Source organism: Cognatundibacterium luofuense, assembly GCF_018139685.1.
GTDB classification, from domain to species: Bacteria; Pseudomonadota; Gammaproteobacteria; order Burkholderiales; family Burkholderiaceae_D; genus Undibacterium; species Undibacterium luofuense.
In genome coordinates this window covers 392864-418603 of sequence record NZ_JAGSPN010000002.1, presented here as the reverse complement: position 1 = coordinate 418603, position 25740 = coordinate 392864, and the positions used below count along the sequence as shown (strand labels likewise).

The following is a 25740-nucleotide window of genomic DNA, read 5'->3' as shown; positions in this document are numbered from 1 at the left end:
GGCATTAATGTGTGTGCAGATGGCGGTAGCGGCGCTGGATGATCAGCAGGTAGGCGAGCAGGGCGGTGGCGATCAGCAGCGTGCCTGCGGTGTTGGCGATCCAGTAACCGGCGGCGCCCAGCGTGGCATTGTCAAACCAGCGCAGCGGATTGAAGGCGAGCAGGTAACCGCCGCCGAGGCCGCAGCCCCATAAGGCCAGCGCGTACAGCAGTGTGGGGCCAGTGGCGACTTTGTAGGCGCGCAGGTTGAAGGCGCAGACAATTTGTACGCCATCGACGATCTGATACAGACAAATGTAAGCCAGCAAAGGCATGGCTGCGGCGGCGATGGAGTCGTTATTCGTGTACATGCCGAGGATCAGCGGACGACCAAGCCAGATCAGCAAAGCGGCCGGAACAGAAAACATCAGCGCCAGCCGTATGCCCGCTAAGGCGGTGTGCTGCGCGCGCGGCAGGTCGCGTGCGCCGATGGCTTGCGCGGTCAGGGTGCTGCTGGCACTGGCCAGCGACAGCGGAATCATGTACAGAATGGTGCCGAAGTTGGCGGTGATCTGGTGACCGGCCACCGCCAGTTCGCTGATGCGGGCGATGAATAAGGCCATACATGCGTAAGCACTGACTTCGATCAGATAACTGAATCCCATCGGGATGCCGAGTGCGAGGAATTGGCGGAACGCAGCTTTTTGCGGCGCAACCCAGCCTTGTCCCCATAACTGAAATGCCTGATAAAACGGATTGCGGCGCAAAATCACAAAGGCGACTGCCAGCATGATCCATGAAATTACCACCGTCGCCACCGCACAGCCGGGGCCGCCCATGGCGGGAATACCAAAGCCACCGAAAATGAATAAGGAATTCAGCGGGAATTTCATCGCCAGCGCCAGCAACTGAATCAGCATCACCATTTTCGGCTTGCCGACTGCATTGTTTAAACCGCTGTAAATGCGAAAGCCGAGTGTGGCAGGTAGTGCCAGCGCCAGTATTTGTAAGTAATGCGCGGCTTTGTCGTACAGTTCGCCTTCGGCATTGGAGATTTGCAGCAAAGGCGCAGGGAACAATAACAGTAAGCAACCACTAAGGCTAAGCGCAGCTGCCAGCCAGACGGCTTGGCGTACTTTGTGGCCGATCTGATGAAAATCTTTTGCGCCGTATAACTGGCCGATGATGGGGGAAATTGCTTGCAGAACGCCGTTCAGGCCGACGAAGATCGTCACATATAAGGAGACGCCTATCGCCAGCGCCGCCAGGTCGGTGGCGGAATAGCGCGACGTCATCGCGGTATCAATCACGCCATTGCTGACCGTGGCAAGCTGGCCGATCAGCGTTGGCCATGCCAGTGCGCTGATCTGACGTTCATAAGCAAAGCGCGACATCAGCGACGACGGCGGTACAGGGTGAACAATTCATCTTTGTCGCCGGCACGATGACCGATCCAGACTGATTCCCACTGACGGGCTTCGTAAGGTTCCGGCATGTCCGGCACCAGATTGCGTTTGCGGCTGTGTTGCAGCAGCAGGTAATCACAACGCTGATCACTGAATCCCGCAAAACGGATGTCGCCGAAATAGGCGAACGATGCGCGCTGCGAAGCGCCGATGTAAGCATCCACACACTTGTATTTAGCGGGCAGTTTGGCACTGAGTTCAGTAGTCAGGCTGGCGTAACTGATACGCTGATTCAGCCACGGCAGCCACAAAGTCATCAGTAGCAGCCAGCACAAAATCACACCGCCGCCGGATAACACGACCGCACGCCACAATACGGCAGGGCGACGTGAAATACGCCAGTACACCAGCGCAAACCAGGCAACCGTGGCCAGCATGGCAGTCATCATCGCCAGCGGCTGGCTGGCGGCGTTGTAGTCAGGCAGCAGCAGGTTCAGTTGCTGTGCCAGCCCTTTTGGCCAGCCGGTTTGCTGTGCAATCCATCCCAGCCAGATCAGTCCGGCCACGCCGGTCATGATCATCACAGAGAACCAGTCCACGGCATTAATGGTGCTGCGTTTCACGGTGGTCAGACCGAAGGCAGCCAGAATGGCGAACACGGGCAGAATCGGCAGCAGAATGGTTTCTTCCGAATGCTTGTTCAGGCAAGCCAGTAACAGGAAACACAGCAGATACGCTACCGGCAATAAAATATGCAGCGGCTTTTCCTGACGGCGCCATGCGTACACTGCCCAGATCGCAAATGGCCACGCAGGCCAGGCGAACCACAGCAGATATTTGAAGGTGTAGCCGACAGATTCGCTGGTCGGGCCGCTGACCAGACGGTAATTCCATTCCATCCACGCAGGGAATGGGCTGCTGTCAAACGGATGTACCTGATTCAGGCCAAAGCGCCACGCCAGCACGGGCAGTGTTGCCAGTAACAATGCCGGAAACAGGGCTTTGAGCACCTTGCCCTGACGGCGATAAGCGGCAACGCCAGCCAGCGTCTGCAAGACTGCCAATGGCAATACCCAGCCTTTGGTAAGTGCCAGCAAACCGGCAGTCGCGCCCAGCATCAGGCCTGTGCGGTAACCGGGGGTGTCGAATAAGCGCACGCTCTGATAAAACAAAAACGCGATCAGCGAAATCTGCAGGGTTTCGACACTGGTTTCATGGCTGTGCAACAGCAGACCAAGGCTGGCGATATAAATCAGTAAAGCGCCGTCAGCCAGTGTGCGGCCAAAGTCGCGCGGATCGGGCTGACCGCCGAACGCCAGTTTCATTGGCTGTGCTTCAGGATGGCGACCGAGTAAATACGTGGCATACCAGACCGACACTGCGCCGATCATGAAGAAAATGCCACCGGCTAAACGCGCCGCCATCGGATCACCGAACACGCCGCCGAACAGGCGGATAAATAAAGCGCCGATCCAGTAAGCCAGCGGGCCTTTTTCCGGGGTAGGCATACCGGCCACATGCGGCCACAGCCAGTCAGACAGGCTGCCGTGCGCCATTGTCCACATCACGCCGAATGCGCTGGCATCGTCACCTTTCCAGGGATCGCGGCCGATCAGACCGGGCAGAATATACAGCAGACACAGAGCGAAAATCGCCCAGCGGGGAAGGGCAACCGTAGCAGCGGCGGGGAGACGGACAGGCTTCATAAACAAACCGGTGAATAGTCAGAAAAATTCAGGAACCTTGTCGTGCGGAAAGTACCGGCAGACAGCTTATCAGGTTCCGAAGGCTGCATTGTAAGGAAAACAGCAGAGAACAACAGGGGAACAGCGAAAAACTGCAGAAAATCCGTAGAAAATCAGCAGAAAAAAAGGCAGCCGCAGCTGCCTTTTTATCGTCGGTGATAACCGGATTACTGTTGAGCAACAGCAGTACGGGAACCAACTTTGCCGAATTTCTGACGGAATTTTTCAACACGGCCAGCGGTATCAACGATTTTGTGTTTACCAGTGTAGAAAGGATGAGATTCAGCAGAAACCTCGATCTTTACCAGAGGGTATTCTTTACCTTCGAATTCGATAGTTTCTTTAGTGTGGATAGTGGAACGTGTCACGAATTTGAAATCGATAGAAACGTCGTGGAACACTACTTCACGGTAATTTGGGTGGATACCAGCTTTCATAATTGCCTCAGTATATGTGGGGTAGCCAATACACACTTCGTCGGCCGGCTTGCTTCTTGGCCCGATTGCGCATCACTTGCCTCGGTTGAACAAAAATCATGACGAAAAACGTCAAGCCCGCGATTATACAATGATTTGCGGGCACGGAGCGCAAGTTTACAGAGGTAAAATCATCGCCGCGTGATCGCGGGGATCACGTCTGAGTGCCGGAGAAACAAGGTTTCCACGCTACAATATGCTGATTTTGCTCCTTTTTGCAGGGGCTTTGGCGTAGATGGAGGAAAGAATCAATGGCGGTCAGTTACTTAAGCATGAGTGCGATGTTACATACCATAGAACTGATCGGTGTACTGGCGTTTGCCTGTTCGGGCCTGATTGAAGCCCGCCGCAAACGTATGGACTGGGTGGGCGTGTTCACGGTGGCCTTTATTGCCGCGTTTGGCGGCGGTACGCTGCGCGATTTGCTGTTAGACCGGCGACCGCTGTTCTGGGTGGAAAATCAGGAATACCCGATCATCCTGTTTATCCTGACGCTGATTGCAGTGCCGATGCTGCGTCGCCTGCGTCAGATCATGACCGATAAGGTGCTGGACTGGGCTGATGCGATTGGTCTGGGACTGTTTTCGGTGAACGGCACTTCGATGGCAATGGAAGCCGGTATGCCGGTGTTTGTCTGCGTGATGATGGGTGTGATTACCGGCATTTTTGGCGGCGTGCTGCGCGACATTATCTGCAATGAAATCCCGATGGTGTTCCGCCGCAGCCAGTTGTATGCGACCTGCGCGTTTGCCGGTTGCTGGATTTATCTGGCCGGACATTATGTAGAGTTGCCGGAAGTGGTCAGCCTGCTGGCGGGGATTCTGAGCACCTTCATCCTGCGGATACTGGCGATCCGCTTTGACTGGAAACTGCCTGCCTGAGCGGCATACAGCATCAGTCGTTGTGCAAAAGTCGTCATCCGGCATTTTCTGAGGCCCGGACTTTCTGCCGACGCCCGCCGGGTTGCTGTGCAGAACACCGCATTTTGGGTGTTTTCAGGCGATTTCGGATGATATCGGGCGGCATCGGGCAGCGTCGGGCAGTGTCCGGTAGTCGGGAGGCGGAACATATTGGTCATACTGCATGACTTCTGATCCGGTTAAAATGAAAAAGCACCGTGAACCTGTGAGGTTGCGGTGCTTTTGTTTTTGGCTCCTGATGTTTCTGATGTTGCTGTGGATGCAGCGTCCGGTCTCAGGCAGCAGGACTGGCGGGGATGGTTTGCGCAGTGCAGCCAGCGCTGATGCGCGGCGGACAGGCGCGCAAGCCGGCAATAAATAAATCCACCATGGCTTCGGCTTTTTGCAGCAGACAGAACGCCTGCGTATCTTCCAGCCATTCATGCACAATGCCAACCAGATAGGCATGGTTGGCCTGCATAGCCATATAGGTATCTGTATCCGGCGGCAGCATACCCAGTTCAACCGCGCGCACAAACAGAGATTCCACCTGATTCAGGCATTCATCACGCTTGGCTTTTTCATCCTCAATCACTTGCATCACCGAATTTTTTTCGCAGTGATGAAACATGATGTCAAACACGCGGCGCTGGCGTTCATCGCCCGCGGTCAGTTGCAGAAAATGCAGATTCAGACGGCGGAGTGCGGCCAGCGGATCATCGTCGCGGCTGGCGGTGACTTCGTTCAGCAAAGCCTCCATTGGCAGGAAGGCGCGGTCACACATGGATTTGAACAGCGCGTTTTTATCTTTGAAGTGCCAGTAAATCGCGCCACGGGTCATCCCTGCCGCCTGCGCAACATCATTCAGTGTGGTGTTGGTCACCCCTTTGGTGGCAAACACCTGTTCGGCCGCGTTCAGCAGTGCGGTATGCGTTTCCTGAGCTTCTTCTTTCGTTTTCCTGACCATTTTTGCTTCTCCGTTCCGGCATTGTTGGCTGATGACGGGATATCGGCGTTACCTGATTTCATCATTCGGTCACGCTGTTCTGCCATGCTCGCTGTACAGGGTACGGCGCCGGTGAGCTGGGCGGCATCTTAAGTTCAGTGAACTGTTTGCGCAATGACGAATGCACAAACTTTGCTCACATTTCTTACTGCAACATTGTTAAATATTGTGTCTTTTTAACGGATTGCCAAATGCTATCCAATACTTTCCAGACTCCCACCGGAAAATCCCTGTGATTTTCAAGGGCTATGCAAAATTTCATTTACAAACATTCGTGTATGTATATAATCCTACACCATCCTTTCCCTGTTTTGAAAGTGTATTTATGCAACCAAATTCTCGAATGACTCTTCGTGCCGGTGTCGCGGCATTTCGTTCTGCGGTGCAGGGCAGCAGCTGGCGTAAGCTGGCGCTGGTCTTGCCGGTAGCGGTGCTGGCCGCTTGCGGACAACAGCAGCAGGGCGGTCCTGGCATGGGCAAAATGCCGCCGCCGGAAGTCAGTGTGGTAACTGTGCAGGCGCGTGATCTGGAAGTGGATTACGAATACGTCGGCCAGACCTCCGGTGTCAAAGAAACGGAAATCCGTGCCCGCGTACCGGGTATCCTGGAAAACCGTCTGTATGAAGAAGGTTCCCGCGTCAAAGCGGGTACTGTGCTTTTCCAGATCGATCCGGGTACGTACCAGACGCAGTTAGCCGCAGCAGAAGCATCGCTGGGTGTGGCGGAAGCCAAGCTGAATCAGGCAAAACGCGAATTTGCGCGTTTGTCGCCACTGGCAGCCGACAAAGCCATCAGCCAGAAAGAAATGGATGATGCGAAGTCCGCGCTGGAACTGGCCGACGCCAGCTACAAGCAAGTGAAAGCGCAAGTTGCCGAGGCGAAGCTGAACCTGAGCTACACCAAAGTCGTCGCGCCGATTGATGGTGTGACCGGCACAGCAGCCAAGTCCAACGGTAATCTGATTACCGCAGCCGACAATCTGCTGACCACCATCGTGCAAACAGATCAGTTGTATGTGAACTTCAGTATTCCGGAAGCGGATTACCTGAAAGTAGCGAAAGAAGTCGGCGCAGGCAAAGTCAGCGTACCGGGTAAACGCGCCAGCAACGGCAGTATCGGTTTCGATGTGAAACTGAAACTGGCAGATGGCAGCATGTTTGCGCAAACCGGCAAAATGAATTTTGTCAGCGAAAAAATCAACACCGCCAACGGTGGTTTTGATGCACGCGCTACCGTTACTAATCCGGATGGCAGCCTGCGTCCGGGTCAGTTTGTCCGTGTGATTCTGTCCGGCGCCAAACGTCAGTCCGCACTGGCTGTGCCGCAACGTGCAGTGATTGATTCGCCGATGGGCAAAATGGTATTTGCAGTGTCACCGGACAACAAACTGGTACCGAAACCGGTGGAACTGGATGGCTGGTCGCACGGCGAGTGGATCGTCACCAAAGGTATCAATGCCGGTGACCGCGTTCTGGTCGATGGTTTCATCAAAGCCCATGATCCGGGCATGACAGTAACACCGGTGCCGCTGTCTGCGAAAGAAGCGGCTGCGCTGCCTGCGAATCCGTCTGCACCTGCTGCAGCACAGAAACAGGGCGCTCAACCGGCTGCCAGCGCATCTGCACAGGCTTCTGCACAGAGTACAAAATAATCTGCAAAGTCGTTCTGCCTTCAGTGCGCGTCTGCGCGGCTGAAACGGCAGGTTTGACGGCAGAAGAAAAGGAAACTTCATGTTCTCTAAATTTTTTATTAACAGGCCGATTTTTGCGACGGTAATTTCGTTGCTGATCGTGCTGGCCGGTCTGGCCGCATTACGGGTATTGCCGATTTCGCGCTATCCCGAAATTGCACCGCCGGTGGTGAATGTCACCGCGTTTTATCCGGGTGCATCCGCTGAAGTAGTGGAGCGCACGGTTGCGGCACCGATCGAAGAGCAGATCAATGGCGTGGAACATATGCTGTATATGGATTCCACCTCGTCTGCTGACGGTCGCGTATCGATTAACGTGACGTTTGAAGTCGGTACGAATCTGGATATTGCTGCGGTGAACGTGAATAACCGCGTTCGTCAGGCAGATCCGAAACTGCCGCAGGAAGTACGTCGTCAGGGTGTGACGGTTGCGAAAAGCTCGTCTAACTTCCTGGTGGTGGCTGCGCTGTATTCGCCGGATAACCGTTACGACGCGCTGTATTTGTCGAACTATGCAACGCAAAACGTGCTGGATGCGATCAAGCGTATTCCGGGTACGACCAACGTACAGATTTTCGGTGCCAAAGATTACGCAATGCGCGTCTGGATGCGTCCTGACCGTATGGCGCAAATGGGCGTCACCGTAGCAGATTTGTCGAATGCGATTGGCGAGCAGAATAACCAGTACGCTGCCGGTAAGATCGGTGCAACACCGGGCAATACCGAAGAACTGACCATGACCGTGACTGCCAAAGGCCGTCTGCTGGACCCGGAAGAATTCGGCAATATTATTGTGCGTTCTTCAAAAACCGGCGGCACTGTGCGGGTACGTGATGTGGCGCGTGTTGAACTGGGTTCTAAAGATTACAACCTGCTGGGTCGTGTGAATGGTCACCCTTCAGCGAATATCGGTGTGTTCCTGCAAACCGGTGCAAATGCGCTGGAAACCCGCGAAGCGGTTGAGAAAACGCTCAAAGAGCTGGCCGCGAAATTCCCGGAAGGCATGACCTATGCCGTACCGTATGACACCACACCGTTCGTCAGCGAGTCGATTCATGAAGTGCTGAAAACGCTGGTGGAAGCGATGGTGCTGGTCTTCATCGTGGTGTATCTGTTCCTGCAAAGCTGGCGCGCTACCATCATCCCGACACTGGCTGTTCCTGTGTCGCTGATCGGTACGATGGCTGGTTTGCATTTGCTCGGCTACAGCATTAACACGCTGACGCTGTTCGGTATGGTGCTGGCGATTGGTATCGTCGTGGACGATGCGATTGTGGTGCTGGAAAACGTCGAGCGTCTGATGAATGAAGAGGGCATGAGCCCGAAAGATGCAGCGATTGAAGCGATGCGCGAAGTCACTGGTCCGGTGATTGCGATTGTGCTGGTGCTGACTGCAGCGTTCGGCCCGATTGCTTTCCTCGGTGGTCTGGCGGGTGAGCTGTACCGTCAGTTCTCGGTCACGATTTCGATTGCGGTGATTTTGTCCGGCGTGGTTGCGCTGACACTGACACCGGCATTGTGTGCGCTGATCCTGAAACCGGGTGCGGAAAATCATAATGCGTTCTTCACATGGTTTAACGCTGCTTTCCTGCGTTTGACGAAACGCTATACCAACGGTGTGAGTTTCTTCCTGCGCCGTGCAGTGCTGGCAACGATGCTGGTGCTTGGTATGCTGGCACTGACCGGCGTGCTGTGGAAAACCGTGCCGGGTGGTCTGGTGCCGGATGAAGATCAGGGTTATTTCATCGGTGCTGCGATTATGCCGGACGGTGCTTCACTGGCACGTACCGACAAAATGGTGCAGCAGGTGGAATCCATCATGCAGAAAAACAAGGATATCGATACCACCTTCGCACTGGTTGGTCTGGATTTCCTCGGTGGTGGCGGCCTGAAATCGTCTTCTGCGACCATGTTCTTCCCGCTGAAACCATGGGAAGAACGTAGTAAGTCTGCCCAACAACTGGTGGGTGAGTCTTACATGCAGACTGGCCGTATCAAAGAAGGCTTGCCGCTGTTCTTTGCGCCGCCTGCGATTCAGGGTCTTGGTCAGACCGGTGGTTTTGAGTTCTACATGCAGAATGCCGGCGAAGGTGGTGTTAAACGTATTGCGCAGCTGATGCCTGCATTCTTGGCAGAAGCGAACAAGCAGCCGGAACTGGCGGGTGTGAAAACTCTGTGGCAAGGCAGTTCGCCACAACTGTATGTGGATGTCGATAACGAAAAAGCGCGTTCCATGGGTGTGGCTTTGTCGGATGTGTATAACACGCTGGCAGCAACACTGGGCAGCTACTATGTGAATGACTTCAACAAAGCCGGTCGTATTTACACGGTGCAGTTGCAGGCAGAAGGTGAATTCCGTTCTAAACCGGATGACATCGGCAATATGTATGTGCGTTCAGCCACCACTGGCCAGATGATTCCGGTACGTGCCTTTACCACGATTAAATTCGTGACCGGCCCGGATTCTGTACAGCGCTTTAACGGCTTGCCTGCGATCAAAATCATGGGTGAAGCGAAAGCCGGTTACAGCTCAGGTCAGGCACTGGCAGCGATGGAACGTGTCGCGAAACAAGTGTTCCCATCTGACGTGACTTACGACTGGGGCGGTGCTTCGTATCAGGAAAAACGCAGCAGCAGTGCCGGTAGTCTGGCGCTGGGGGCAGGTGTGCTGATGATCTTCCTGATTCTGGCGGCACAGTATGAAAAATGGTCGCTGCCGTTCTCTGTGTTGCTGGCAATGCCTTTCGGTATCTTCGGCGCGCTGCTGGCTGTGTACCTGCGTCACTTTAATAATGACGTGTACTTCCAGATCGGTCTGGTCACACTGCTGGGCTTGTCGGCGAAAAATGCGATTCTGATTGTGGAATTTGCGGTCATGAAAGTACAGGAAGGCTATGCGCCGGTAGCGGCAGCGGTAGAGGCAGCACGTCTGCGCTTCCGTCCGATTCTGATGACATCGCTGGCATTTATTCTGGGTGTGGTTCCGCTGGCGTTTTCCAGCGGTGCCGGTGCGGCGGCGCGTCAGTCGCTGGGTACCGGTGTGCTGGGCGGTATGCTGGCAGCCACCTTCCTCGCTATTTTCTTTGTACCGTTGTTCTTTAAGCTGATCCATGATCGCCGCTTTAAAACAACTGAAGAAGACTTCCATCATCCTGTGCATGTTTTACACAATGCAGAAGCAGGTAAGGAGTAAGGTATGAGAGCATCAACATTCACGATCTCTGCACTGCTGGCCGCGATGGTGTTGTCCGGCTGTGCATCTGTCGGCCCGGACTATCAGCGTCCGGTGATGGAAACCACAGTGATGTGGAAAACCGCTGGTCAGCAACAGGCTGACTTCGCAAACTGGTGGAAACAATTTCAGGACCCGGTACTGGATCAACTGATCGCGGAAGCGATTAGCTCGAATCAGGATCTGGTGGCGGCTACCGGCCGTATGGAAGAAGCGCGTGCGCTGGCAGTCGGTGCCCGTGCTAACCGCTTCCCGTCGGTGGATGCGACTGCCGGTGCCAGCCGGTCCAAAGCCAGCGAAACCACTGGTCGTCTGGCGGCAGGTGCTGATCCGCGCAGCAAAGATTTTCAGCTGGGCCTGACCGCATCATATGAAGTCGATATCTGGGGCAAATTGTCGCGTGCGGATGAAGCCGCCAAAGCGCGCTATCTGGCATCCGAAGCCAACCGTAACACCGTGCGTACTTCGGTACTCAGCAGTGTGGTGCAGACGTATTTCAGTCTGCGTGCGGCGGATGAACAGGTACAACTGGCGCTGGATACGCTGAAAAGCCGTCAGACCGTGCTGGCGCTGCAGCAGAAACGCCGCGCCGCCGGTGCGATTGGTGACGCCGATCTGCATCTGGCAGAAAGCGAATCTGCCGGTGCTGAGGTAACGCTGGCGCAGGCAAAGCAGAATCAGTCCGGTCTGGAATCGGCGCTGGCAGTTTTGCTGGGTCGCTCTCCGGCAGCCGTGGCGCAACCGCAAATTGCACGCGGTAAGCCAGTGCAGGCTTTGTACAGCCTCGCTGGTTTGCCTGCCGATTTGCCATCCGATGTGCTGCAACGCCGTCCGGATCTGATCGCGGCTGAGCAAAACCTGATTGCTGCCAATGCGGATATCGGACAGGCGAAAGCCCAGTATTTCCCGAGTCTGCGTCTGACCGCATCGACTGGTTATGAATCGAATGTGCTGGAAAACCTGACCAAACCGGGTTCGCTGTTATGGAATCTGGCCGGTAATCTGGTGCAGCCGGTATTCCGTGCCGGTGCGATTGATGCGGTTGTGGCCGGTGCGGAAGCGCGCAAAACCACGGCCACAGCACAGTATGTGCAGGCAGTGCAGGGCGCGTTCCGTGATGTGCATGATGCACTGACCGCAGTCAGCACCAACGATCAGGTGTATCAGGCCAGCCTGAAACGGGTCGATGCACTGCGTGACAGCCAGCGCATCATTCAGCGTCGCTACGAGCAGGGTTACAGCAGCTACAGCGAAGTGCTGAATGCACAGCGTGATCTGGCGCAGGTACAAACTGCCCTGATTGAAGCGCAGCGCGCGCATCTGGCAGCCGTCGTCAGCTTGTATAAAGCGGTGGGCGGTGGCTGGGATGTTTCTGCACCCCGCGCCTGAGAGGGACGCATCTCACTGAAAAAGGCTTGCTGTGGCAAGCCTTTTTTACGCCCTGACGGAATGCAGTCGCTGGAAAGATGTTGCGTGATCTTCCACGATTTTCCGGCAAATCACACGAAAATGTATTGATCGTAATGTTTTGGCATTGTTTCCGGCCGGAACGCCCACTTACAATACTTGCTTCTACTGTGTTTCCGTATAAAGGCTTGCCGTGGCTACATTCTCGCCATCTCCGCGCCGCAGCGCATCTCCGTTATTGTTATCCCTGACTGCCGCTATTCTGTGCTGGTCAGAACAGGCGCAGGCTTACTGCCCGCCGACCAATCCACCGTATCTGCAGCAGCAATGTCTGGAGCGCGAACGCCAGCAGGAAGCGGAAAGACAGCGCCGCCAGCAAGAGCAAATGGAGCGTCAGCGCGAGCAGGAACGCCAGCGTCAGGAAATGGAACGTGAGCGCCAGCGTGAGCAGGAAAGACAGCGTCAGGAAGCAGAGCGCGAACGTCAGCGTGAACAGGAAAGGCAGCGACAGGAAGCAGAGCGCGAGCGTCAGCGTCAGGAAAATGAGCGTCAGCGCCAGCAACAGTTGCAACAACAGCAAATGCAGCAGCAACAGAATCAACAGCAAATGCAACAGCAGCAGGCACAGCAACGCCAGCAGCAATTGCAACAGCAACAAATGCAGCAACAGCAGATGCAGCAGCAACAGTATCAACAGCAGATGCAGCAACAGCAGCAGGCACAGCAACGCCAGCAGCAATTGCAACAGCAGCAAATCCAGCAACAACAGATTCAACAGCAACAATATCAGCAGCAAATGCAACAACAGCAAATGCAGCAGCGTCAGCAGCAAACCCAGGTGCAACCGGTACAGAATCAGCACACCCAGCAACAGAATCAGCACACCCAGCAACAGAATCTGCAAAGCCAGCAAGTACAACAGCAATATCAGCAGCAACAGATTCAGCAACAACAAATTCAGCAACAGCAGGTACAACAACGTGCGCCGCAACCGGTGTCGCAACAACAACTGATGCAGCAAACCCAGCAACAGCAGCAACCCGTACGTCAGTTGCAGCCACAAGTGCAAACTGTGCAGGGCATGCCGCCGGCATCTGGCGCGCCGCGCCAGTTGCAAACGCAGAATCCGGTTCAGGTACAGCAACCATCACCGCAGCCACAGCAGGTACCGGTCAATCAATTGAATAATCAGCCAGCACCAGCACCGGTACAGCCGCGTCAGTTGCAAGTGCAGCCTGTACCAGCGCCGGTGACAGGCACAGTGCAGAACCAGCAGCGTACGCCGTCTGCACCACCGGCGGCCGTGGTGACCAGTGTGCCGGTGCAGCAGAATCAGCATCTTCCTGCTGCCGCACAAATGTATCTGCAACAGCAGAGCGGTGCGCAAAACGGACATACAGCCAGTAACGGTAATGCGCAGATGCAGCATCAGCCGGTTCAGCAGCAACAACACCAGCAGCCGGTGTACAACGGTTCGATTCGCCAGCCCGGCCAGCACAGCGGCTTGCAGCCTACCGGTGTGATTAACGCACCGCAACAGCAAAACCAGCAGCAACATTCTCAGGGACAGACGCAACAGTATGAGCGCACGCTGACATTGCCGGTGCAATCCGGTGGTTCTGCGCGTCCGGCTAATGCGCCAGTCAGTCAGTCCGGTTTGTTGCAGCAAAGCCGTTCTCAGAACACGATGCAGCAAGGCGGAACAAATGCCGGTGGCAATCAGAACAGCGGTGCCAACATGAATGGCTACAACCAGAACAATGGACTGCCTGCTGCCGGACAACAGAAAAACAGCGGTCACAGCGCGGAATATCTGCAAAAAGAAGCCGAACGTAAGGCTGAAGAAGAACAGAAAAAATCGAATTATTTTCAGGCGCTGATTGCAGGTATTCGTTTGGTGGCGACCAAGTGTATGGGTGGAGAGGGCCATTACTATGCAACCGGTGTATTGCCGAAGCAGCGTCCGAAAGGCGATTACTGTGTTGATGTGATGTATGAAGCGTATTGCCCGGGAACAGCGCACACCCCAAGCCGTGGCGTCGCCGATAATTTTATTGGTATGAGCGGTTGTTTCGGCGATACCTACAAAATCGATCCTAAGCCACCGTGTCCTGTGAAAGAAGTGGAAATTCGTGTGACAGATGTCCGTGAATGCAGCTTCGGAAAAAAATAAGGGCCTGTCATGAAACAAAATAAGATTCAGGCAATGACACGCAGTGTGCAGGCGGCAACGCTGCTGGCACTGGCGCTGCAAACGCCGCTGGCTGTATCGCAACAAACCCAGCCATACAGCGTGCAGTATACGAACGGTGCGACCTATCAGGGCGAAGCGGTTGGTACCACGCTGCAGGGGCGCGGCGTGATGACATGGCCGAATGGCGAGCGTTATGAAGGTGAGTTTTCACAAGGCAAACGCAATGGCCGTGGCCGTTACAGCTGGCCGGACGGCAACGTGTATGAAGGTGTTTTTGTTAACGGTGAAAAACACGGTAAAGGGATTTACAGCTGGGCTAACGGTAATCGTTACGAAGGTGATTTTGTGAATGATTTGCGCACCGGTCAGGGTAAATTTACCTGGGCCAGTGGCGATGTGTACGAGGGCGATTTTGTTAACGGTAAAAAGCATGGCCGCGGCATGATGATCTGGGCCAGTGGCATGCGTTATGAGGGACCGTTTGTCGATGATGCCCGCACCGGACAAGGCAGTTTCCGCTGGCCGGATGGCAACCGCTACAGCGGTGATTTTGTCGATGGCGAACGCACCGGTCAGGGTATTCTGGTAACCGCGGACGGTAACCGCTACGAAGGTGGATTTGTCAAAGGCGCGCAGCAGGGTGAGGGCGTGTTTGTATGGAAAGACGGCAGCCGCTATCAGGGTTCTTTCGTTGCCAGTAAGCGCCACGGGCAGGGAAGCTACACCTGGCCGGATGGCAGCCAGTACACAGGCGACTTCGTTGAAAATGACCGTACCGGCAATGGTGTGTTCACTAATACTGCAGGTTATTTTTATCAGGGTGGATTTCTGGCTGGCAAACAGCATGGCACCGGTCTTGAAAAACTACCGAACGGTAATCAGTTTCAGGGCCAGTTCAGCGAAGGAAAACGCCACGGCGAAGGCATAGGCACCGATGCTGCCGGACGCCAGACTGCGCAAGTCTGGAACATGGGGAATCTGGTATCGCCGCCACCGCTGACCAGCGCCGACGCGCCGAAGTCTGAACCGGAATCACGTACAAAAGCGGCGAAAGCCACGCCTGCCAAAGCCAGTGCCAGCGCCAAAGCAGCACCGGCGTCGCGCGACCCTGAAATGGCGCAGCTGGAAGCGGCAGTGAAAGAATTTGATGCGGGGCGCTATCCGGTGGCGGCAAAACAGTACCGGCAGATTTTGCAAGCCAATCCGAACAATGCGCTGGCATGGCTGTTTCTGGCGCAGGCGCAGGAAAAAATGGATGAAAAAATGCCTGCGCAAAAATCGTATCGCCGTGTACTCGGTCTGGTGCAGGAAGGTCCGGCAGCAGATGCTGCGCGTCAGGCAATGGAACGTTTTGAGCAGGAACAGACACGTGCCGATGCGGGATTACTGGCACGCTTTTATTTCGATTATCCGTATGAACCGCCGGGTCGCCGCGACTGGCGACTGGTGAAGCCAGACCGCTGGCTGGAAGTGTATCCGGACGGGCGCTTTGAAGCCTTCCGCGTGATCGAAGTGGCGCAGCTTGGCACTTGCCTCGGTATGCTGACGCAAAAGGAAAACGAAGAATCGTTTGAAGTGTTTATTCCGTTTGATGGCTGCGACAAAATGTGGCTGCGCTTCCGTCGTGCTCAGTCCGACTGGCAATGGCTGGGCGAAATGAAAGAGGTGCAGTGGCGCTGATTCTTCAGTCACCGGCTTTTTAAAAACGGCAGCGCAGATCGCTGCCGTTTTTTTATATCTGAGATCGTTGCATGCCGATGCGACGCTGATGTGTTCCGCCAAAGCTGAACCCGGTTGCCGCGACTACGCCGGAAACCTGATCACAGGATGCTGTCAGCCGTGTTTTTTGCCCGAATCTGGCTCAAATGCGGTGTTCAGCACAGCGATCTGTCTGTCGTCGGCAGAAAATCCGGCTCTCCATAAAATACCAATGCGGGTTTCTGCACAATGGGTGTGTTTGCTGCGCCGTAGTTCGGGTCTGCCTGTGCACGTCGCTCGGATACATCGCCTTGCGTGCGGATTCCTTGCGTTGAGCTTATGCGGGCTTACGCTGAGTCTGCACAATGCTTTAAGGCTTCACGCTGACTGAGCGGCGATAACTGATCGCGGTGCACCAGCACAAAGGCGCGCACTGCTTCCGGTGCTTCCCGCGCATAATCGCGCAAGGCCCAGCCGATGGCTTTGCGAATAAAAAATTCCTGCTCATGGCTGAGTTGCAATGCGTAACCGAACAAGCGCTGCGTATCGGTTGCTTCGCGCCAGCCGAGCTGATGCAGCATCGCAATCCGGCGCACCCAGAAATTCTCGTGGCGGATCGCGGCATCCATCGTCGCCATGACACCCGCATCAGTGCTGCGCAGGCGAAACAGCAAATCCCCCATCACTCCCGCCAGCCCGTCCACGCTATCCCACCAAGAGTGCTGCTGCGCCAGTGCCAGCAGCAGCGCAATATCTTCCGTTTGCAACAGCTTGTGATGCGCCGCCAGCAAATCCACCGCCACATACTGAAACTCACGCTGCGGCAATTCCCAGCACGCCTGCACCAGTGCCAGCAATTCCGTGCGCGGAAATTTTTTCCACCCCAGCGATTTCACCAGCGCCCGCCGCTCCGGTGCAGCCAATCCAATAAACACAAACTGCCCGCGCTGATAATCCGCCATCGCCTGCGCCTTCTGCGGATTGGCATGGCTGAGTAAGGTGTGTTGTAAGGCTTGCAGAGCGGTGTGATGGGGCATGAAGAATCCTTGCTGAATCAGATGGCGTCAGTCTCTGTCCGGTATCTCATGTTCCCAGCGCCGCGTATTGAAGTCGTAGCGTTCAACATGGAGAGCGACGTAGGTGGACATATAAAAAAACGCAGGCTGTGCATCGCTTTCCTTGTTATCTGGTAAGCGGTAGCCAAAGAGAACCAGTGTACCTTTTTTCAGCTCTTCTGGCGTACCTATGCTTTGGAGACTGGGCGGGTAATGGCCGTGTTCGTCAGCGTAGTGCTGAATCCTGTCAGCGATGTCTTGCCCCTGGTTGCGTACATGGTGATGGCGCAGCAGATGGATGCCCGTGATCAGAAACAGAGCGATCAGCCAGATCCGGATTTTTTGCATCAGCAGCTTTCGCTGCGCGGGCTTGCTGATGTAGTAGTAAATACTTTGCAGCAGCCATGGGATACAGATAAAACCAAAGAGAATCAGCATGAAAGCCGCGCCGCGCTGTGACAAAAGGAATGTCATGATGCCAGCCGCCAGCAGGCTTCCGAGTACGGGTTTCAGTTCAGTGGCGCGTGAGCCTTGTTCTGAGAGGTTTTGCATTATATGGCATTCGATCCGCTGATCAGTGATTCGGGGGAGCTTGCTTACTTTCAATAACAGTGGCTGCGTTGGTATGGTATCTCAGTCGTACACATGCTCCCAGCGCCGCGCATTGAAGTCGTAGCGATCAATTTCAATGTTCATATAGGTCGCGACATAGTAAAAATCGGGTTTTGCGTCGGGGCCTTTGTTGTCCGGTAAGCCGTAATGGAACATACCCAGTACAGCTTTCTCCTGCGCCGCAGACGTACCTATGCTTTCCAGATCGGGCGGGTAGTGGCCGTGCTGGTCGGCGAAGCTTTGAATTCTGTCAGCGATGTTTTGCGCATGGGTACGTACATAGTGATGGCGCACCAGATGGATAACTGTGATCAGACTGATGACCAGCAGCCAGATCAGGATTTTCTGTATCAACAGGCGGCGCTGTTCCGGTTCTTTGACATAGTCATAGATCGTAAACAGCAGCCAGGGGATGAAGATCACCGCAACCACGGCTAAACCTTCTCCCATATAGCGCTGTGACAGCAGGAGTGTCGTGATGCCAGCCGCCAGCACGCTGCCGAGTACAGGCTTCAGTTCAGTCGCGCGCTGGCGCAGTTCGGGGATGTTCAGCATGGGTAGGAAGTATTTTGCGGGTAGTGGTGCGACGCATGAAGAGTGTCGTTATTCTTGTTGTTTTGATCATGTAAATCAATCTGTCTGCGACGGGTGGTGTTCGCTCCGGGCTGGTGTTGTTGTTACGGCCTTGTCGTTAGCGAGTAAAAACGCCGGAAAAGACCTGAAAATGCAGTAAATGCGGTGTTCAGCACAGCGATCTGCCTGTCGTCGGCAGAAAGTCTGGCTGTCAGGAAATGGCAGATGCAGAGTTCTGCACAATGATGCAGCTAAAAACAGGCGGATCCGTCGGATGTCGGGCGGCGTAGGTGCTGAGAAATATCGGGAGACGGGCTAAAGATGTGGCAGTACAAAAACAAAAAACGGTGAGCTGCTTTCGCAATTCACCGTTTTCTTGTGCAGACGGGGGTTAGCCGCCGCGGCGCATCATCTCAAAAAACTCTGCATTGTTTTTGGTTGAGCGCATTTTGTCGAGGATGAACTCCATCGCTTCGATCTCGTCCATACCGTACAGCAGTTTGCGCAGTACCCAGATCTTCTGCAGCTGATCCGGTTTGATCAGCAATTCTTCACGACGGGTACTGGATTTATTCAGGTTGATCGACGGATACACGCGCTTCTCGGCCAGACGGCGTTCGAGATGCACTTCCATGTTACCGGTACCTTTGAATTCTTCGTAAATCACGTCATCCATACGGCTGCCGGTTTCGATCAGCGCAGTCGCGATGATGGTCAGCGAGCCGCCTTCTTCGACATTACGTGCAGCACCGAAGAAACGCTTAGGACGTTGCAGCGCATTCGCATCCACACCACCGGTCAGCACTTTGCCGGACGCAGGGATCACGGTGTTGTAAGCACGGGCCAGACGGGTGATGGAGTCGAGCAGAATGACCACGTCTTTTTTCATTTCGACCAGACGTTTGGCTTTTTCCAGCACCATTTCAGCAACCTGTACGTGGCGCATTGGCGGTTCATCGAAAGTCGATGCAACCACTTCGCCGCGTACGGAACGCTGCATTTCGGTGACTTCTTCCGGACGTTCATCGATCAGCAGAACGATCAGAGTCACGTCAGGATGGTTGGTGGTAATTGCGTGTGCAACGTGTTGCAGCATCACGGATTTACCGGATTTTGGCGATGCCACCAGCAAGCCGCGCTGACCGCGGCCAATCGGCGCGATCATGTCGATGATACGGCCGGTGACATTTTCTTCGCCGCGCATTTCACGTTCCAGATGCAGGATCTTGTTCGGATGCAGCGGCGTTAAGTTTTCAAACAGAATACGGTGCTTCGACGCTTCCGGCGATTCCCCGTTGACCTTGTCCACTTTCACCAGCGCGAAATAACGTTCGCCGTCTTTCGGTGTACGCACTTCACCTTCGATAGAATCGCCGGTGTGCAGGTTGAAACGACGGATCTGTGACGGAGAAATATAAATGTCGTCCGTCGATGCCATGTAGCTGGCATCCGGTGAGCGCAGGAAACCGAAACCATCCGGCAGCACTTCCAGCGTGCCGTCACCGAAAATCTGTTCGCCGGCTTTGGCGCGCTTTTTCAGGATCGCAAACATCAGTTCCTGTTTGCGCATCCGGGCGGCATTGTCAATTTCAAGTCCGATGGCCATTTCCAGCAATGCGGAAACATGTAAGGCCTTTAATTCAGATAAATGCATGGTGAATGTGTGTCCCGGAAACGGGGAAATAAGGTGGGGAAAATACGGGGGAATGACTAAAGAAACAGAGTGTTTGTAAGTCTCTAACGGCTAGCTGAGTCAGCGGCTTATTGATTTCATACAGGGGCTGACTGCAACCGGCCTTGCGGGACGCTGAGGAACAGCGCCGGCAAGGCCTGTATCATAACTCAAATATTGGCGTCGATAAAGGAAACCAGCTGACCTTTTGCCAGTGCGCCGACTTTTTGTGCAGCGACTTCGCCGTTTTTGAACAGGATCAGAGTTGGAATGCCGCGAATGCCGAATTTCGCAGGAACTGCCTGATTGTCATCGACGTTCAGTTTGACGATAGACAGACGGCCCTGGTATTCCTTGGCAACGTCGTCCAGAATCGGAGCGATCATTTTGCAAGGGCCGCACCATTCTGCCCAGAAATCGACCAGAACCGGTTTGTCAGAATTCAGTACATCCGCTTCAAAGGAAGCATCGCTAATGTGTTTGATTAAATCGCTCATGAAGTCCTCAGCTTGAGGGGAATAATAAAAGTGTTTTGTGCCACAGACCACCGGTTTGCGCGGCAGGCTTAGCTTGTCTGCACTGGCGGCTGATATGCCGGATCTGGGGACGAACTTTGCAGATTCAATAGATGCCTGAGCGGCAGACTGCAAATGTGATTGCTGTGGCAACAAGCCAGAACAACCGTGCGGCAGATAATAACCTATTTTTTTCAACATGTGCGCCCACCCTCCAAATTTGTCACAGCGATGACAAAAATCTGATCACCGGTACTGAATTCTTGCTGCAATGCACAATGCGGACTATGCTGAATCAGAAGGCGGCTTAAGCATTCGTTAATGCGTTCTTTTGTGCAGATTCTGTCTTTTTAACGCCTTCTGTCACCAAAAAGACAGGCATGGTCGTTAACGCATATTAAAATTTGTTGAATATCGAGATTTATCCTTTATTTCCGGTGTATCTTGCTGATTTCCCCGTATAATTTCTGTTTCAGTTTTGTTGCATAATTTGTCACATCTATGATGATCCCCGATTTCGAACAACTGGTGGAAAAAGTCAGCCGTCTGGCTGAACAAACGCATGCGCTGCGGAAGGAAAATGCCGGCCTGCGTGAAGAGTTCAGTACGGTTACTACCAGTCTGCGTGAGGAAATCGCCTCGCTCAAAACCAGCCACAGTGAAGAGCTGACGCGCCTGACGACCAGCCACAGTGAGGAACTGACACGACTGAAAACCGGTCACAGCGATGAAGTCACTGCGCTGAAAACCGGCCACAGTGCGGCAATTGATGCGCTGAATGCCAGTCATCATGCCGCCGTCGATTCCCTGACGACCAGCCATAACGCTGCAGTTGAATCCCTGACCACAACCCATAACACGGTTGTCGCGGCGCTGACTGCCAGTCGTGACGACATGCACAAACGCCTTCAGCAGGCAGAGCAGCGTGTACTGGCACTGTTAGAACGTTTGCCGCCGGAAGTGCTGAATGACGGAGATGCTGTATGAGTGAGAAAAAAATGATCCAGATCGATGTCATGATCATGGGGCAGATTTACAAACTGGCCTGCAAAGAAGGTGAAGACCGACCGTTACGTGAAGCTGCAGCATATCTGGACGCGAAGATGTGCGCGATCCGTGATACCGCTAAAGTTAAAGGTACAGACCGTATTGCTGTGATGGCTGCACTGGGAATGACCGCAGAATTGTTGTCCACCAAAGCGCCGGATGGTCCGCTCTCCGGTATGTCGATGGGCGATGTCCGCGAAAAAATCGGGCGCATGCACCAGATTCTGGATGAAGCGATTACGCCGCAAAAAACCTTATTCTGAAAAGGTTTTTTACCTGAATTTTTTACGCAGGGTCTAGCAAGTCATGCGGATTTGGGAGTACACTTAAGACTCCCTGCCGTGTTCGCCAGTGCCATATATTCCTTGAACCATTTTTGTGCATAGGCAGCAGGATATTGTTCGATAGGTGTGAGCGTCGCTTGTCCGATGAACCCGAAATTGAACTGACTGCAGCCGAACTGAACCATCAGGTTCAGGATGCCGGCATAGCGACTCTGGCGGGGCCTCATTTTAAACGGCTGTCTTTTGACAGCCGTTTTCTTTTGTCATGTCGAAAATGCAGATCAGGTTCTGCATGCACATGTCGTCAACCGTCGCTAGACTTTCCGGCTACAATCGCCGCATTTCTTATCTTTTTTCCATATTCGTAAGAGGCAGCCTATGGCTTACTGGCTCATGAAGTCCGAACCTGACGAAGTCAGCATTGACGATGCACTGGCACAGGACAGTGTCGCATGGTTTGGTGTGCGGAATTATCAGGCGCGCAATTTTATGCGCGACCAGATGCAGCCCGGTGATGGCGTCTTGTTCTATCACTCCAGCTGCGCCGAACCCGGTATTGCGGGTATCGCAGAAGTTTGCAGTACCGCTTATCCCGATCACACCCAGTTTGATCCGGCCAGTCATTATTACGATGCTAAATCCACGCAGGAAAATCCGCGCTGGATTATGGTTGATGTGAAGGCATTGAGAAAGACACGTTTGATTTCCCTGAACGAATTACGTACGCATCCTGAGCTGGAAGAGATGCTGGTACTGAAAAAAGGCAGTCGTTTATCGATTACGCCGGTCACTCCGCAAGAGTGGCAATTTATTACCGAACAACTGGCCGGAGCAAAACATGTCAGATAAACCGTCAATTGCAGAATGGCATGTGCCTTCGGTGATTAAAGAAATCGGACGTGGAAAGTTTGGTGCTAAACCAATGGACCGCGCTACAGCCGCGAAGTTGTATGAGGCAATGCTGAAACGGGAAGTCAGCGATTTGCAACTCGGTGCGATTCTGCTTGCGATGCGGATCAAGGGTGAAACGCCGGAAGAAATTGCTGGTTTTCTGGATGCCTGCCGGTCACATTGCCTGACCTTGCCATCGACAACGCCGCAGGGGTATGCGCCTGTCTTAATTCCCAGTTATAACGGTGCACGTAAAAAGCCGAATCTGACGCCATTGTTGGCGATGTTGCTGGCCCGTGAAAGTGTTCCGGTGTTTTTGCACGGAGTAGTGCGCGATGCCGGACGTGTCACGAGTGCGGAGATTTTTCAGCAGCTGGGAATCGCAGAATGTACAGATGCCGATCAGGTCAGTGCACGCTGGCTTAGCGGTTTACCGGCATGGATGTCATTGGCAACTTTATCACCAGCGATGTCAGGTTTACTGAATATTCGTGCCGAACTTGGTTTGCGGAACTCTACCCATACGCTGGTGAAACTGCTGCAGCCTTTCAGTATGCCGGTATTGCGTTTGACTTCGTATACTCATCGTGAGTATCTTGCGACCTTATCTGACTTTGCGCAGAATTTTGTCAATAAACAAGAGGGCGCTTTATTCCTGATGCGTGCGACAGAAGGTGAAACTGTCGCTAATACAGCAAGAATGCAGCAGGTGAACGCCTGGTATGAGGGGCAGTTGCATATACTCGGTGAAACACAGGAAATTGCGCTGGAAGGCGCAGAAGTGTTGCCGGATGCGCTGGATGCACCATCGACCGCAAAGTGGATCAGAGAAGTATTATGCGGGGAGCGAGCAGTGCCGGCTAATATTCAGGCTCAGGTTGAATTATGTTGTGAATGGTCGCGCAGGCTGAGTTGCAGTTGAAGCGAAGCCGCAGTGTCTGCTGTTTTCCGACAGACATGATGCGGAAATCTGTTTGCAGCCAGATTATAAAAAAACGCCCGCAATTGCGGGCGTTTTTATTTCTGAAATACTTTATTAATAAATTCAGAAGTTTGCTTTGAACTGAACGCCGTAGCTGCGTGGTTCGTTCAGAATGCCGGTCAGATTGTTGAAGTCAATCGCTGCAACCACTTGCTGACGGTTAGTGATGTTTCGGGCATAGCCAGCAACTTCATATTTACCATCAGCCCACTGGTAACCGACGCGCAGACCACCTTCCAGCATGGATTTCGCATCATATTCCTTCGCAGCATACAGGAACATGTTGTAACGATCTTTGTAAGACCAGTCAGTGATTGCGTACAGTGTGCCGTCACCGATTTGTGTTGTGTACTTCAGCGAGAAGTTACCAACCCATTTTGGCGCGCGTGGCAGCGGATTGCCGTTGATTGCAACAGTGCCGTTAGGGCCTGCAGGATTGGTTACTGTGCAGCCATTGCCGCAAGGAACAACGTAAAGTGCCGGATCTTTGATCTGTGTATCGTTGTAGCTGACGCCAACTGTCGCTTTCCAGTTACGGTTGATTTTCGCTGTCAGATCCAGTTCAAAGCCCTGGCCACTTGCTTTGTCAGCATTCACCAGCTGATTCTGGTTGACGCTGCCGTTACCGGCGGTCAGTTGCAGATCACGTGCTGTGTACTGGAATACAGTGAAATCAACATGCGCTGTGTTTTCCAGAATATCTTTTTTCACGCCGGCTTCGAAAGACAGAGTTTTCTCGGAGCGTGCAACAGAGATGCCATCACCGAACAATACGCGGCCCTGAACACTAGGTGCGCGGTAACCGGTAGCGATACGTGCAAACAAGTTGGTCTGTTTGTCCAGCGCGTAGTTACCATTCAGATCCCAGGTCAGGTTGCTTGCAGAAGGGCTGGTGGAAAACAGCGCAGTGCCGCCGGCGCTTTGTGGCTTACCCGGGGTCCACAAACGTTGTGCATCAAAGTCCTTGCTGTCTTTGGTATAACGCAGGCCGGCACGAACTTTCGTTTGCTCATTGATTGCGTAGTTCACAGAACCAAACGCAGCATAAGATTTCGCTTGCTGATGCTGAACTGCGTAGCCATCCTGCACATTGCCGCCCAGAGAGTTGAAGTCGAAGCTGTCAACCTGCAGGCTTTCATTGAAGTAGTACAGGCCAGCAATCCATTGCAGCGGATCTTTGGTGGTGGACTGAACTCGGATTTCCTGTGTCATCTGACGCAGGTAAGGAACGCCGTCTGCAGTCTCAGCAGGGAAAGGTATGAAGCCCGGACCCATAGGCAGTGCAAACGATGCACCGTAGCCACCGTCTACGTCAGCGCGGCTGTAGAACTTCGCGCGGTCATAGCCGGTAATGGCGTAGATGGACATGTCTTTCAGATCCCATTGCAGGTGCAGATTGCCACCCCAGGATGTCAGCGTTTGCTTGTTGATGCCATCGGTAGGATAGTTGTCATACTGGAAGCCCGGTACCAGATTGTTGGTGCCTTTCTGAATGATGTTGGCGCGGAACAGAGTGGCATTGCCTGCCATGTCACGGCCGTGGACATTCAGTAATGCTGTGAAGTCCTGATTTTTGTATTGCAATTGAACGCGTGCTGCATTGTCGTGGTAGCCCTCTAAGCTGCGTGTGCCAGTCGCTTGCGGGTTGTTAACGCGGTCAGTGCGGCTTTGCGCCTGACCGGAAACGCGCATTGCCCAGTCACTGTTAATCGGGGCATTAACTGCACTTTCCAGATTGAACGCACCGTAGTTACCAAAACCAACGGAAGCATAGCCTTCAAAACGTTTTGTTGGTTTTGCGGAATCAAACTTGATTACGCCGGCAGGGGAGTTACGACCAAACAGCGTGCCTTGAGGGCCGCGCAGAATTTCCACCTGGTCAACGTCAAATACCGGAAAGCCCTTCAGAACAGGATTTTCCTGAACGATATCGTCATAGACCAGACCAACAGGCTGGGATGCATTCAGATCGAAGTCGGTGTTACCCAGACCGCGGATGTAGAACCGCGGAAAAGAGCGGCCGAAGTCAGATTCAATATTCAGGCTTGGTGTACGTGCAGACAGGAAACGGATGTCCTGGCCGGATGCGGTGTAGGTGTCCAGCGCCTCGCCTTTGATCGCGGAAATAGACATTGGCACTTCTTTGATGCTTTCTGCGCGGCGGTTCGCCGTCACAATCACGGTTTCCAGCTTAGTGTCATCTTTTTTTGCTTCTGTTTTTGCATCATCAGCAAACGCCATTTGTACAGGAAAGGCCGTAGCGATTGCAACAGCGATGAGGCTGCGGGTCGTGTGCAGCATCAGTGTTTTGGTCGAAGTAGACATAATCATCCGGGGAAGTGAGTTAAAAATCGGTTTTGGTCTGAAATGGTGCTTGT

Annotated in this window: 20 protein-coding genes and 1 other RNA gene; 11 read left to right on the top strand and 10 right to left on the bottom strand. The window is 53.8% G+C overall.

Annotation, left to right across the window (positions count from 1 at the left end; genetic code table 11):
* Window positions 1-4: 4 nt before the first annotated feature.
* The 3 genes from KDM89_RS05280 to KDM89_RS05270 form a co-directional block, all read right to left on the bottom strand.
* Window positions 5-1372, bottom strand: a complete 1368-nt coding sequence (locus KDM89_RS05280; RefSeq protein WP_212686877.1) for an MATE family efflux transporter — start codon at window positions 1370-1372, stop codon at window positions 5-7.
* Window positions 1372-3090, bottom strand: a complete 1719-nt coding sequence (locus KDM89_RS05275) for an ArnT family glycosyltransferase (RefSeq protein WP_212686876.1) — start codon at window positions 3088-3090, stop codon at window positions 1372-1374. The genes KDM89_RS05280 and KDM89_RS05275 overlap by 1 nt, the downstream gene beginning before the upstream one ends.
* A 206-nt stretch (window positions 3091-3296) precedes the next feature.
* Window positions 3297-3566: a type B 50S ribosomal protein L31 gene (locus KDM89_RS05270; RefSeq protein WP_212686875.1), complete on the bottom strand. Its 270-nt coding sequence runs from the start codon at window positions 3564-3566 to the stop codon at window positions 3297-3299.
* A 290-nt stretch (window positions 3567-3856) separates the two neighbouring features.
* On the opposite strand from KDM89_RS05270, the gene KDM89_RS05265 reads away from it, so the two are divergent.
* Entirely contained in the window at window positions 3857-4486 is a 630-nt protein-coding gene (locus KDM89_RS05265; protein ID WP_229793014.1) for a trimeric intracellular cation channel family protein, read from the top strand.
* A 313-nt stretch (window positions 4487-4799) separates the two neighbouring features.
* On the opposite strand, the gene KDM89_RS05260 is transcribed toward KDM89_RS05265, so the two are convergent.
* Window positions 4800-5471: a TetR family transcriptional regulator gene (locus tag KDM89_RS05260; protein WP_212686874.1), complete on the bottom strand. Its 672-nt coding sequence runs from the start codon at window positions 5469-5471 to the stop codon at window positions 4800-4802.
* Between the two features lie 382 nt (window positions 5472-5853).
* Between KDM89_RS05260 and KDM89_RS05255 the strand changes: the two genes are divergently transcribed.
* From KDM89_RS05255 to KDM89_RS05235, 5 genes are all read left to right on the top strand, one after another.
* Window positions 5854-7161 carry an efflux RND transporter periplasmic adaptor subunit gene (locus KDM89_RS05255; RefSeq protein ID WP_212686873.1) on the top strand — a complete coding sequence of 436 codons (1308 nt, stop codon included), beginning with the start codon at window positions 5854-5856 and terminating at the stop codon, window positions 7159-7161.
* Window positions 7162-7240: 79 nt separating this feature from the next.
* Entirely contained in the window at window positions 7241-10393 is a 3153-nt protein-coding gene (locus tag KDM89_RS05250) for an efflux RND transporter permease subunit (RefSeq protein WP_212686872.1), read from the top strand.
* 3 nt (window positions 10394-10396) lie between these two features.
* On the top strand, window positions 10397-11821 hold the full coding sequence (locus KDM89_RS05245) for an efflux transporter outer membrane subunit (protein WP_212686871.1): 1425 nt from the start codon (window positions 10397-10399) through the stop codon (window positions 11819-11821).
* A gap of 211 nt (window positions 11822-12032) precedes the next feature.
* The gene (locus tag KDM89_RS05240) at window positions 12033-14012 is read left to right on the top strand and encodes a hypothetical protein (protein WP_212686870.1); all 1980 of its coding nucleotides are present in this window, start codon (window positions 12033-12035) and stop codon (window positions 14010-14012) included.
* Between the two features lie 9 nt (window positions 14013-14021).
* The gene (locus KDM89_RS05235; protein WP_212686869.1) at window positions 14022-15713 is read left to right on the top strand and encodes a tetratricopeptide repeat protein; all 1692 of its coding nucleotides are present in this window, start codon (window positions 14022-14024) and stop codon (window positions 15711-15713) included.
* Window positions 15714-16078: 365 nt separating this feature from the next.
* Here the strand turns inward: KDM89_RS05235 and KDM89_RS05230 are convergent, their stop codons facing one another.
* From KDM89_RS05230 to trxA, 5 genes are all read right to left on the bottom strand, one after another.
* The gene (locus KDM89_RS05230) at window positions 16079-16768 is read right to left on the bottom strand and encodes a DNA alkylation repair protein (RefSeq protein ID WP_212686868.1); all 690 of its coding nucleotides are present in this window, start codon (window positions 16766-16768) and stop codon (window positions 16079-16081) included.
* Between the two features lie 27 nt (window positions 16769-16795).
* Window positions 16796-17338 carry a hypothetical protein gene (locus tag KDM89_RS05225; RefSeq protein ID WP_212686867.1) on the bottom strand — a complete coding sequence of 181 codons (543 nt, stop codon included), beginning with the start codon at window positions 17336-17338 and terminating at the stop codon, window positions 16796-16798.
* 81 nt (window positions 17339-17419) lie between these two features.
* Window positions 17420-17953, bottom strand: a complete 534-nt coding sequence (locus tag KDM89_RS05220; protein WP_212686866.1) for a hypothetical protein — start codon at window positions 17951-17953, stop codon at window positions 17420-17422.
* A 409-nt stretch (window positions 17954-18362) separates the two neighbouring features.
* The gene (rho, locus tag KDM89_RS05215; protein WP_189355699.1) at window positions 18363-19625 is read right to left on the bottom strand and encodes a transcription termination factor Rho; all 1263 of its coding nucleotides are present in this window, start codon (window positions 19623-19625) and stop codon (window positions 18363-18365) included.
* 188 nt (window positions 19626-19813) lie between these two features.
* Complete coding sequence (trxA, locus tag KDM89_RS05210; protein ID WP_189355698.1) at window positions 19814-20140, bottom strand: thioredoxin TrxA; 327 nt, start codon at window positions 20138-20140, stop codon at window positions 19814-19816.
* A 519-nt stretch (window positions 20141-20659) separates the two neighbouring features.
* On the opposite strand from trxA, the gene KDM89_RS05205 reads away from it, so the two are divergent.
* The 5 genes from KDM89_RS05205 (at window position 20660) to ybiB (ending at window position 23302) form a co-directional block, all read left to right on the top strand.
* On the top strand, window positions 20660-21145 hold the full coding sequence (locus KDM89_RS05205; RefSeq protein WP_212686865.1) for a hypothetical protein: 486 nt from the start codon (window positions 20660-20662) through the stop codon (window positions 21143-21145).
* Window positions 21146-21156: 11 nt separating this feature from the next.
* Window positions 21157-21468 carry a cell division protein ZapA gene (locus tag KDM89_RS05200; protein ID WP_212686910.1) on the top strand — a complete coding sequence of 104 codons (312 nt, stop codon included), beginning with the start codon at window positions 21157-21159 and terminating at the stop codon, window positions 21466-21468.
* Window positions 21469-21535: 67 nt separating this feature from the next.
* Window positions 21536-21715, top strand: a non-coding RNA gene (gene ssrS, locus KDM89_RS05195) — 6S RNA.
* A 152-nt stretch (window positions 21716-21867) separates the two neighbouring features.
* Window positions 21868-22338: an EVE domain-containing protein gene (locus KDM89_RS05190; protein ID WP_212686864.1), complete on the top strand. Its 471-nt coding sequence runs from the start codon at window positions 21868-21870 to the stop codon at window positions 22336-22338.
* Window positions 22328-23302: a DNA-binding protein YbiB gene (ybiB, locus tag KDM89_RS05185; RefSeq protein ID WP_212686863.1), complete on the top strand. Its 975-nt coding sequence runs from the start codon at window positions 22328-22330 to the stop codon at window positions 23300-23302. Before KDM89_RS05190 ends, ybiB begins: the two co-directional genes overlap by 11 nt.
* Window positions 23303-23425: 123 nt before the next feature.
* On the opposite strand, the gene KDM89_RS05180 is transcribed toward ybiB, so the two are convergent.
* Complete coding sequence (locus KDM89_RS05180; protein ID WP_230427674.1) at window positions 23426-25687, bottom strand: TonB-dependent receptor; 2262 nt, start codon at window positions 25685-25687, stop codon at window positions 23426-23428.
* Window positions 25688-25740 lie beyond the last annotated feature (53 nt).

Coding starts and splice junctions, on each gene's coding strand:
- KDM89_RS05190 (WP_212686864.1), top strand. CDS start 21,868: ATGGCTTACTGGCTCATGAAGTCCGAACCTGACGAAGTCAGCATTGAC.
- KDM89_RS05250 (WP_212686872.1), top strand. CDS start 7,241: ATGTTCTCTAAATTTTTTATTAACAGGCCGATTTTTGCGACGGTAATT.
- KDM89_RS05205 (WP_212686865.1), top strand. CDS start 20,660: ATGATGATCCCCGATTTCGAACAACTGGTGGAAAAAGTCAGCCGTCTG.
- rho (WP_189355699.1), bottom strand. CDS start 19,625: ATGCATTTATCTGAATTAAAGGCCTTACATGTTTCCGCATTGCTGGAA.
- KDM89_RS05245 (WP_212686871.1), top strand. CDS start 10,397: ATGAGAGCATCAACATTCACGATCTCTGCACTGCTGGCCGCGATGGTG.
- KDM89_RS05265 (WP_229793014.1), top strand. CDS start 3,857: ATGGCGGTCAGTTACTTAAGCATGAGTGCGATGTTACATACCATAGAA.
- KDM89_RS05225 (WP_212686867.1), bottom strand. CDS start 17,338: ATGCAAAACCTCTCAGAACAAGGCTCACGCGCCACTGAACTGAAACCC.
- KDM89_RS05270 (WP_212686875.1), bottom strand. CDS start 3,566: ATGAAAGCTGGTATCCACCCAAATTACCGTGAAGTAGTGTTCCACGAC.
- KDM89_RS05260 (WP_212686874.1), bottom strand. CDS start 5,471: ATGGTCAGGAAAACGAAAGAAGAAGCTCAGGAAACGCATACCGCACTG.
- trxA (WP_189355698.1), bottom strand. CDS start 20,140: ATGAGCGATTTAATCAAACACATTAGCGATGCTTCCTTTGAAGCGGAT.
- KDM89_RS05275 (WP_212686876.1), bottom strand. CDS start 3,090: ATGAAGCCTGTCCGTCTCCCCGCCGCTGCTACGGTTGCCCTTCCCCGC.
- KDM89_RS05255 (WP_212686873.1), top strand. CDS start 5,854: ATGACTCTTCGTGCCGGTGTCGCGGCATTTCGTTCTGCGGTGCAGGGC.
- KDM89_RS05230 (WP_212686868.1), bottom strand. CDS start 16,768: ATGCCCCATCACACCGCTCTGCAAGCCTTACAACACACCTTACTCAGC.
- KDM89_RS05220 (WP_212686866.1), bottom strand. CDS start 17,953: ATGCTGAACATCCCCGAACTGCGCCAGCGCGCGACTGAACTGAAGCCT.
- KDM89_RS05280 (WP_212686877.1), bottom strand. CDS start 1,372: ATGTCGCGCTTTGCTTATGAACGTCAGATCAGCGCACTGGCATGGCCA.
- ybiB (WP_212686863.1), top strand. CDS start 22,328: ATGTCAGATAAACCGTCAATTGCAGAATGGCATGTGCCTTCGGTGATT.
- KDM89_RS05200 (WP_212686910.1), top strand. CDS start 21,157: ATGATCCAGATCGATGTCATGATCATGGGGCAGATTTACAAACTGGCC.
- KDM89_RS05235 (WP_212686869.1), top strand. CDS start 14,022: ATGAAACAAAATAAGATTCAGGCAATGACACGCAGTGTGCAGGCGGCA.
- KDM89_RS05180 (WP_230427674.1), bottom strand. CDS start 25,687: ATGTCTACTTCGACCAAAACACTGATGCTGCACACGACCCGCAGCCTC.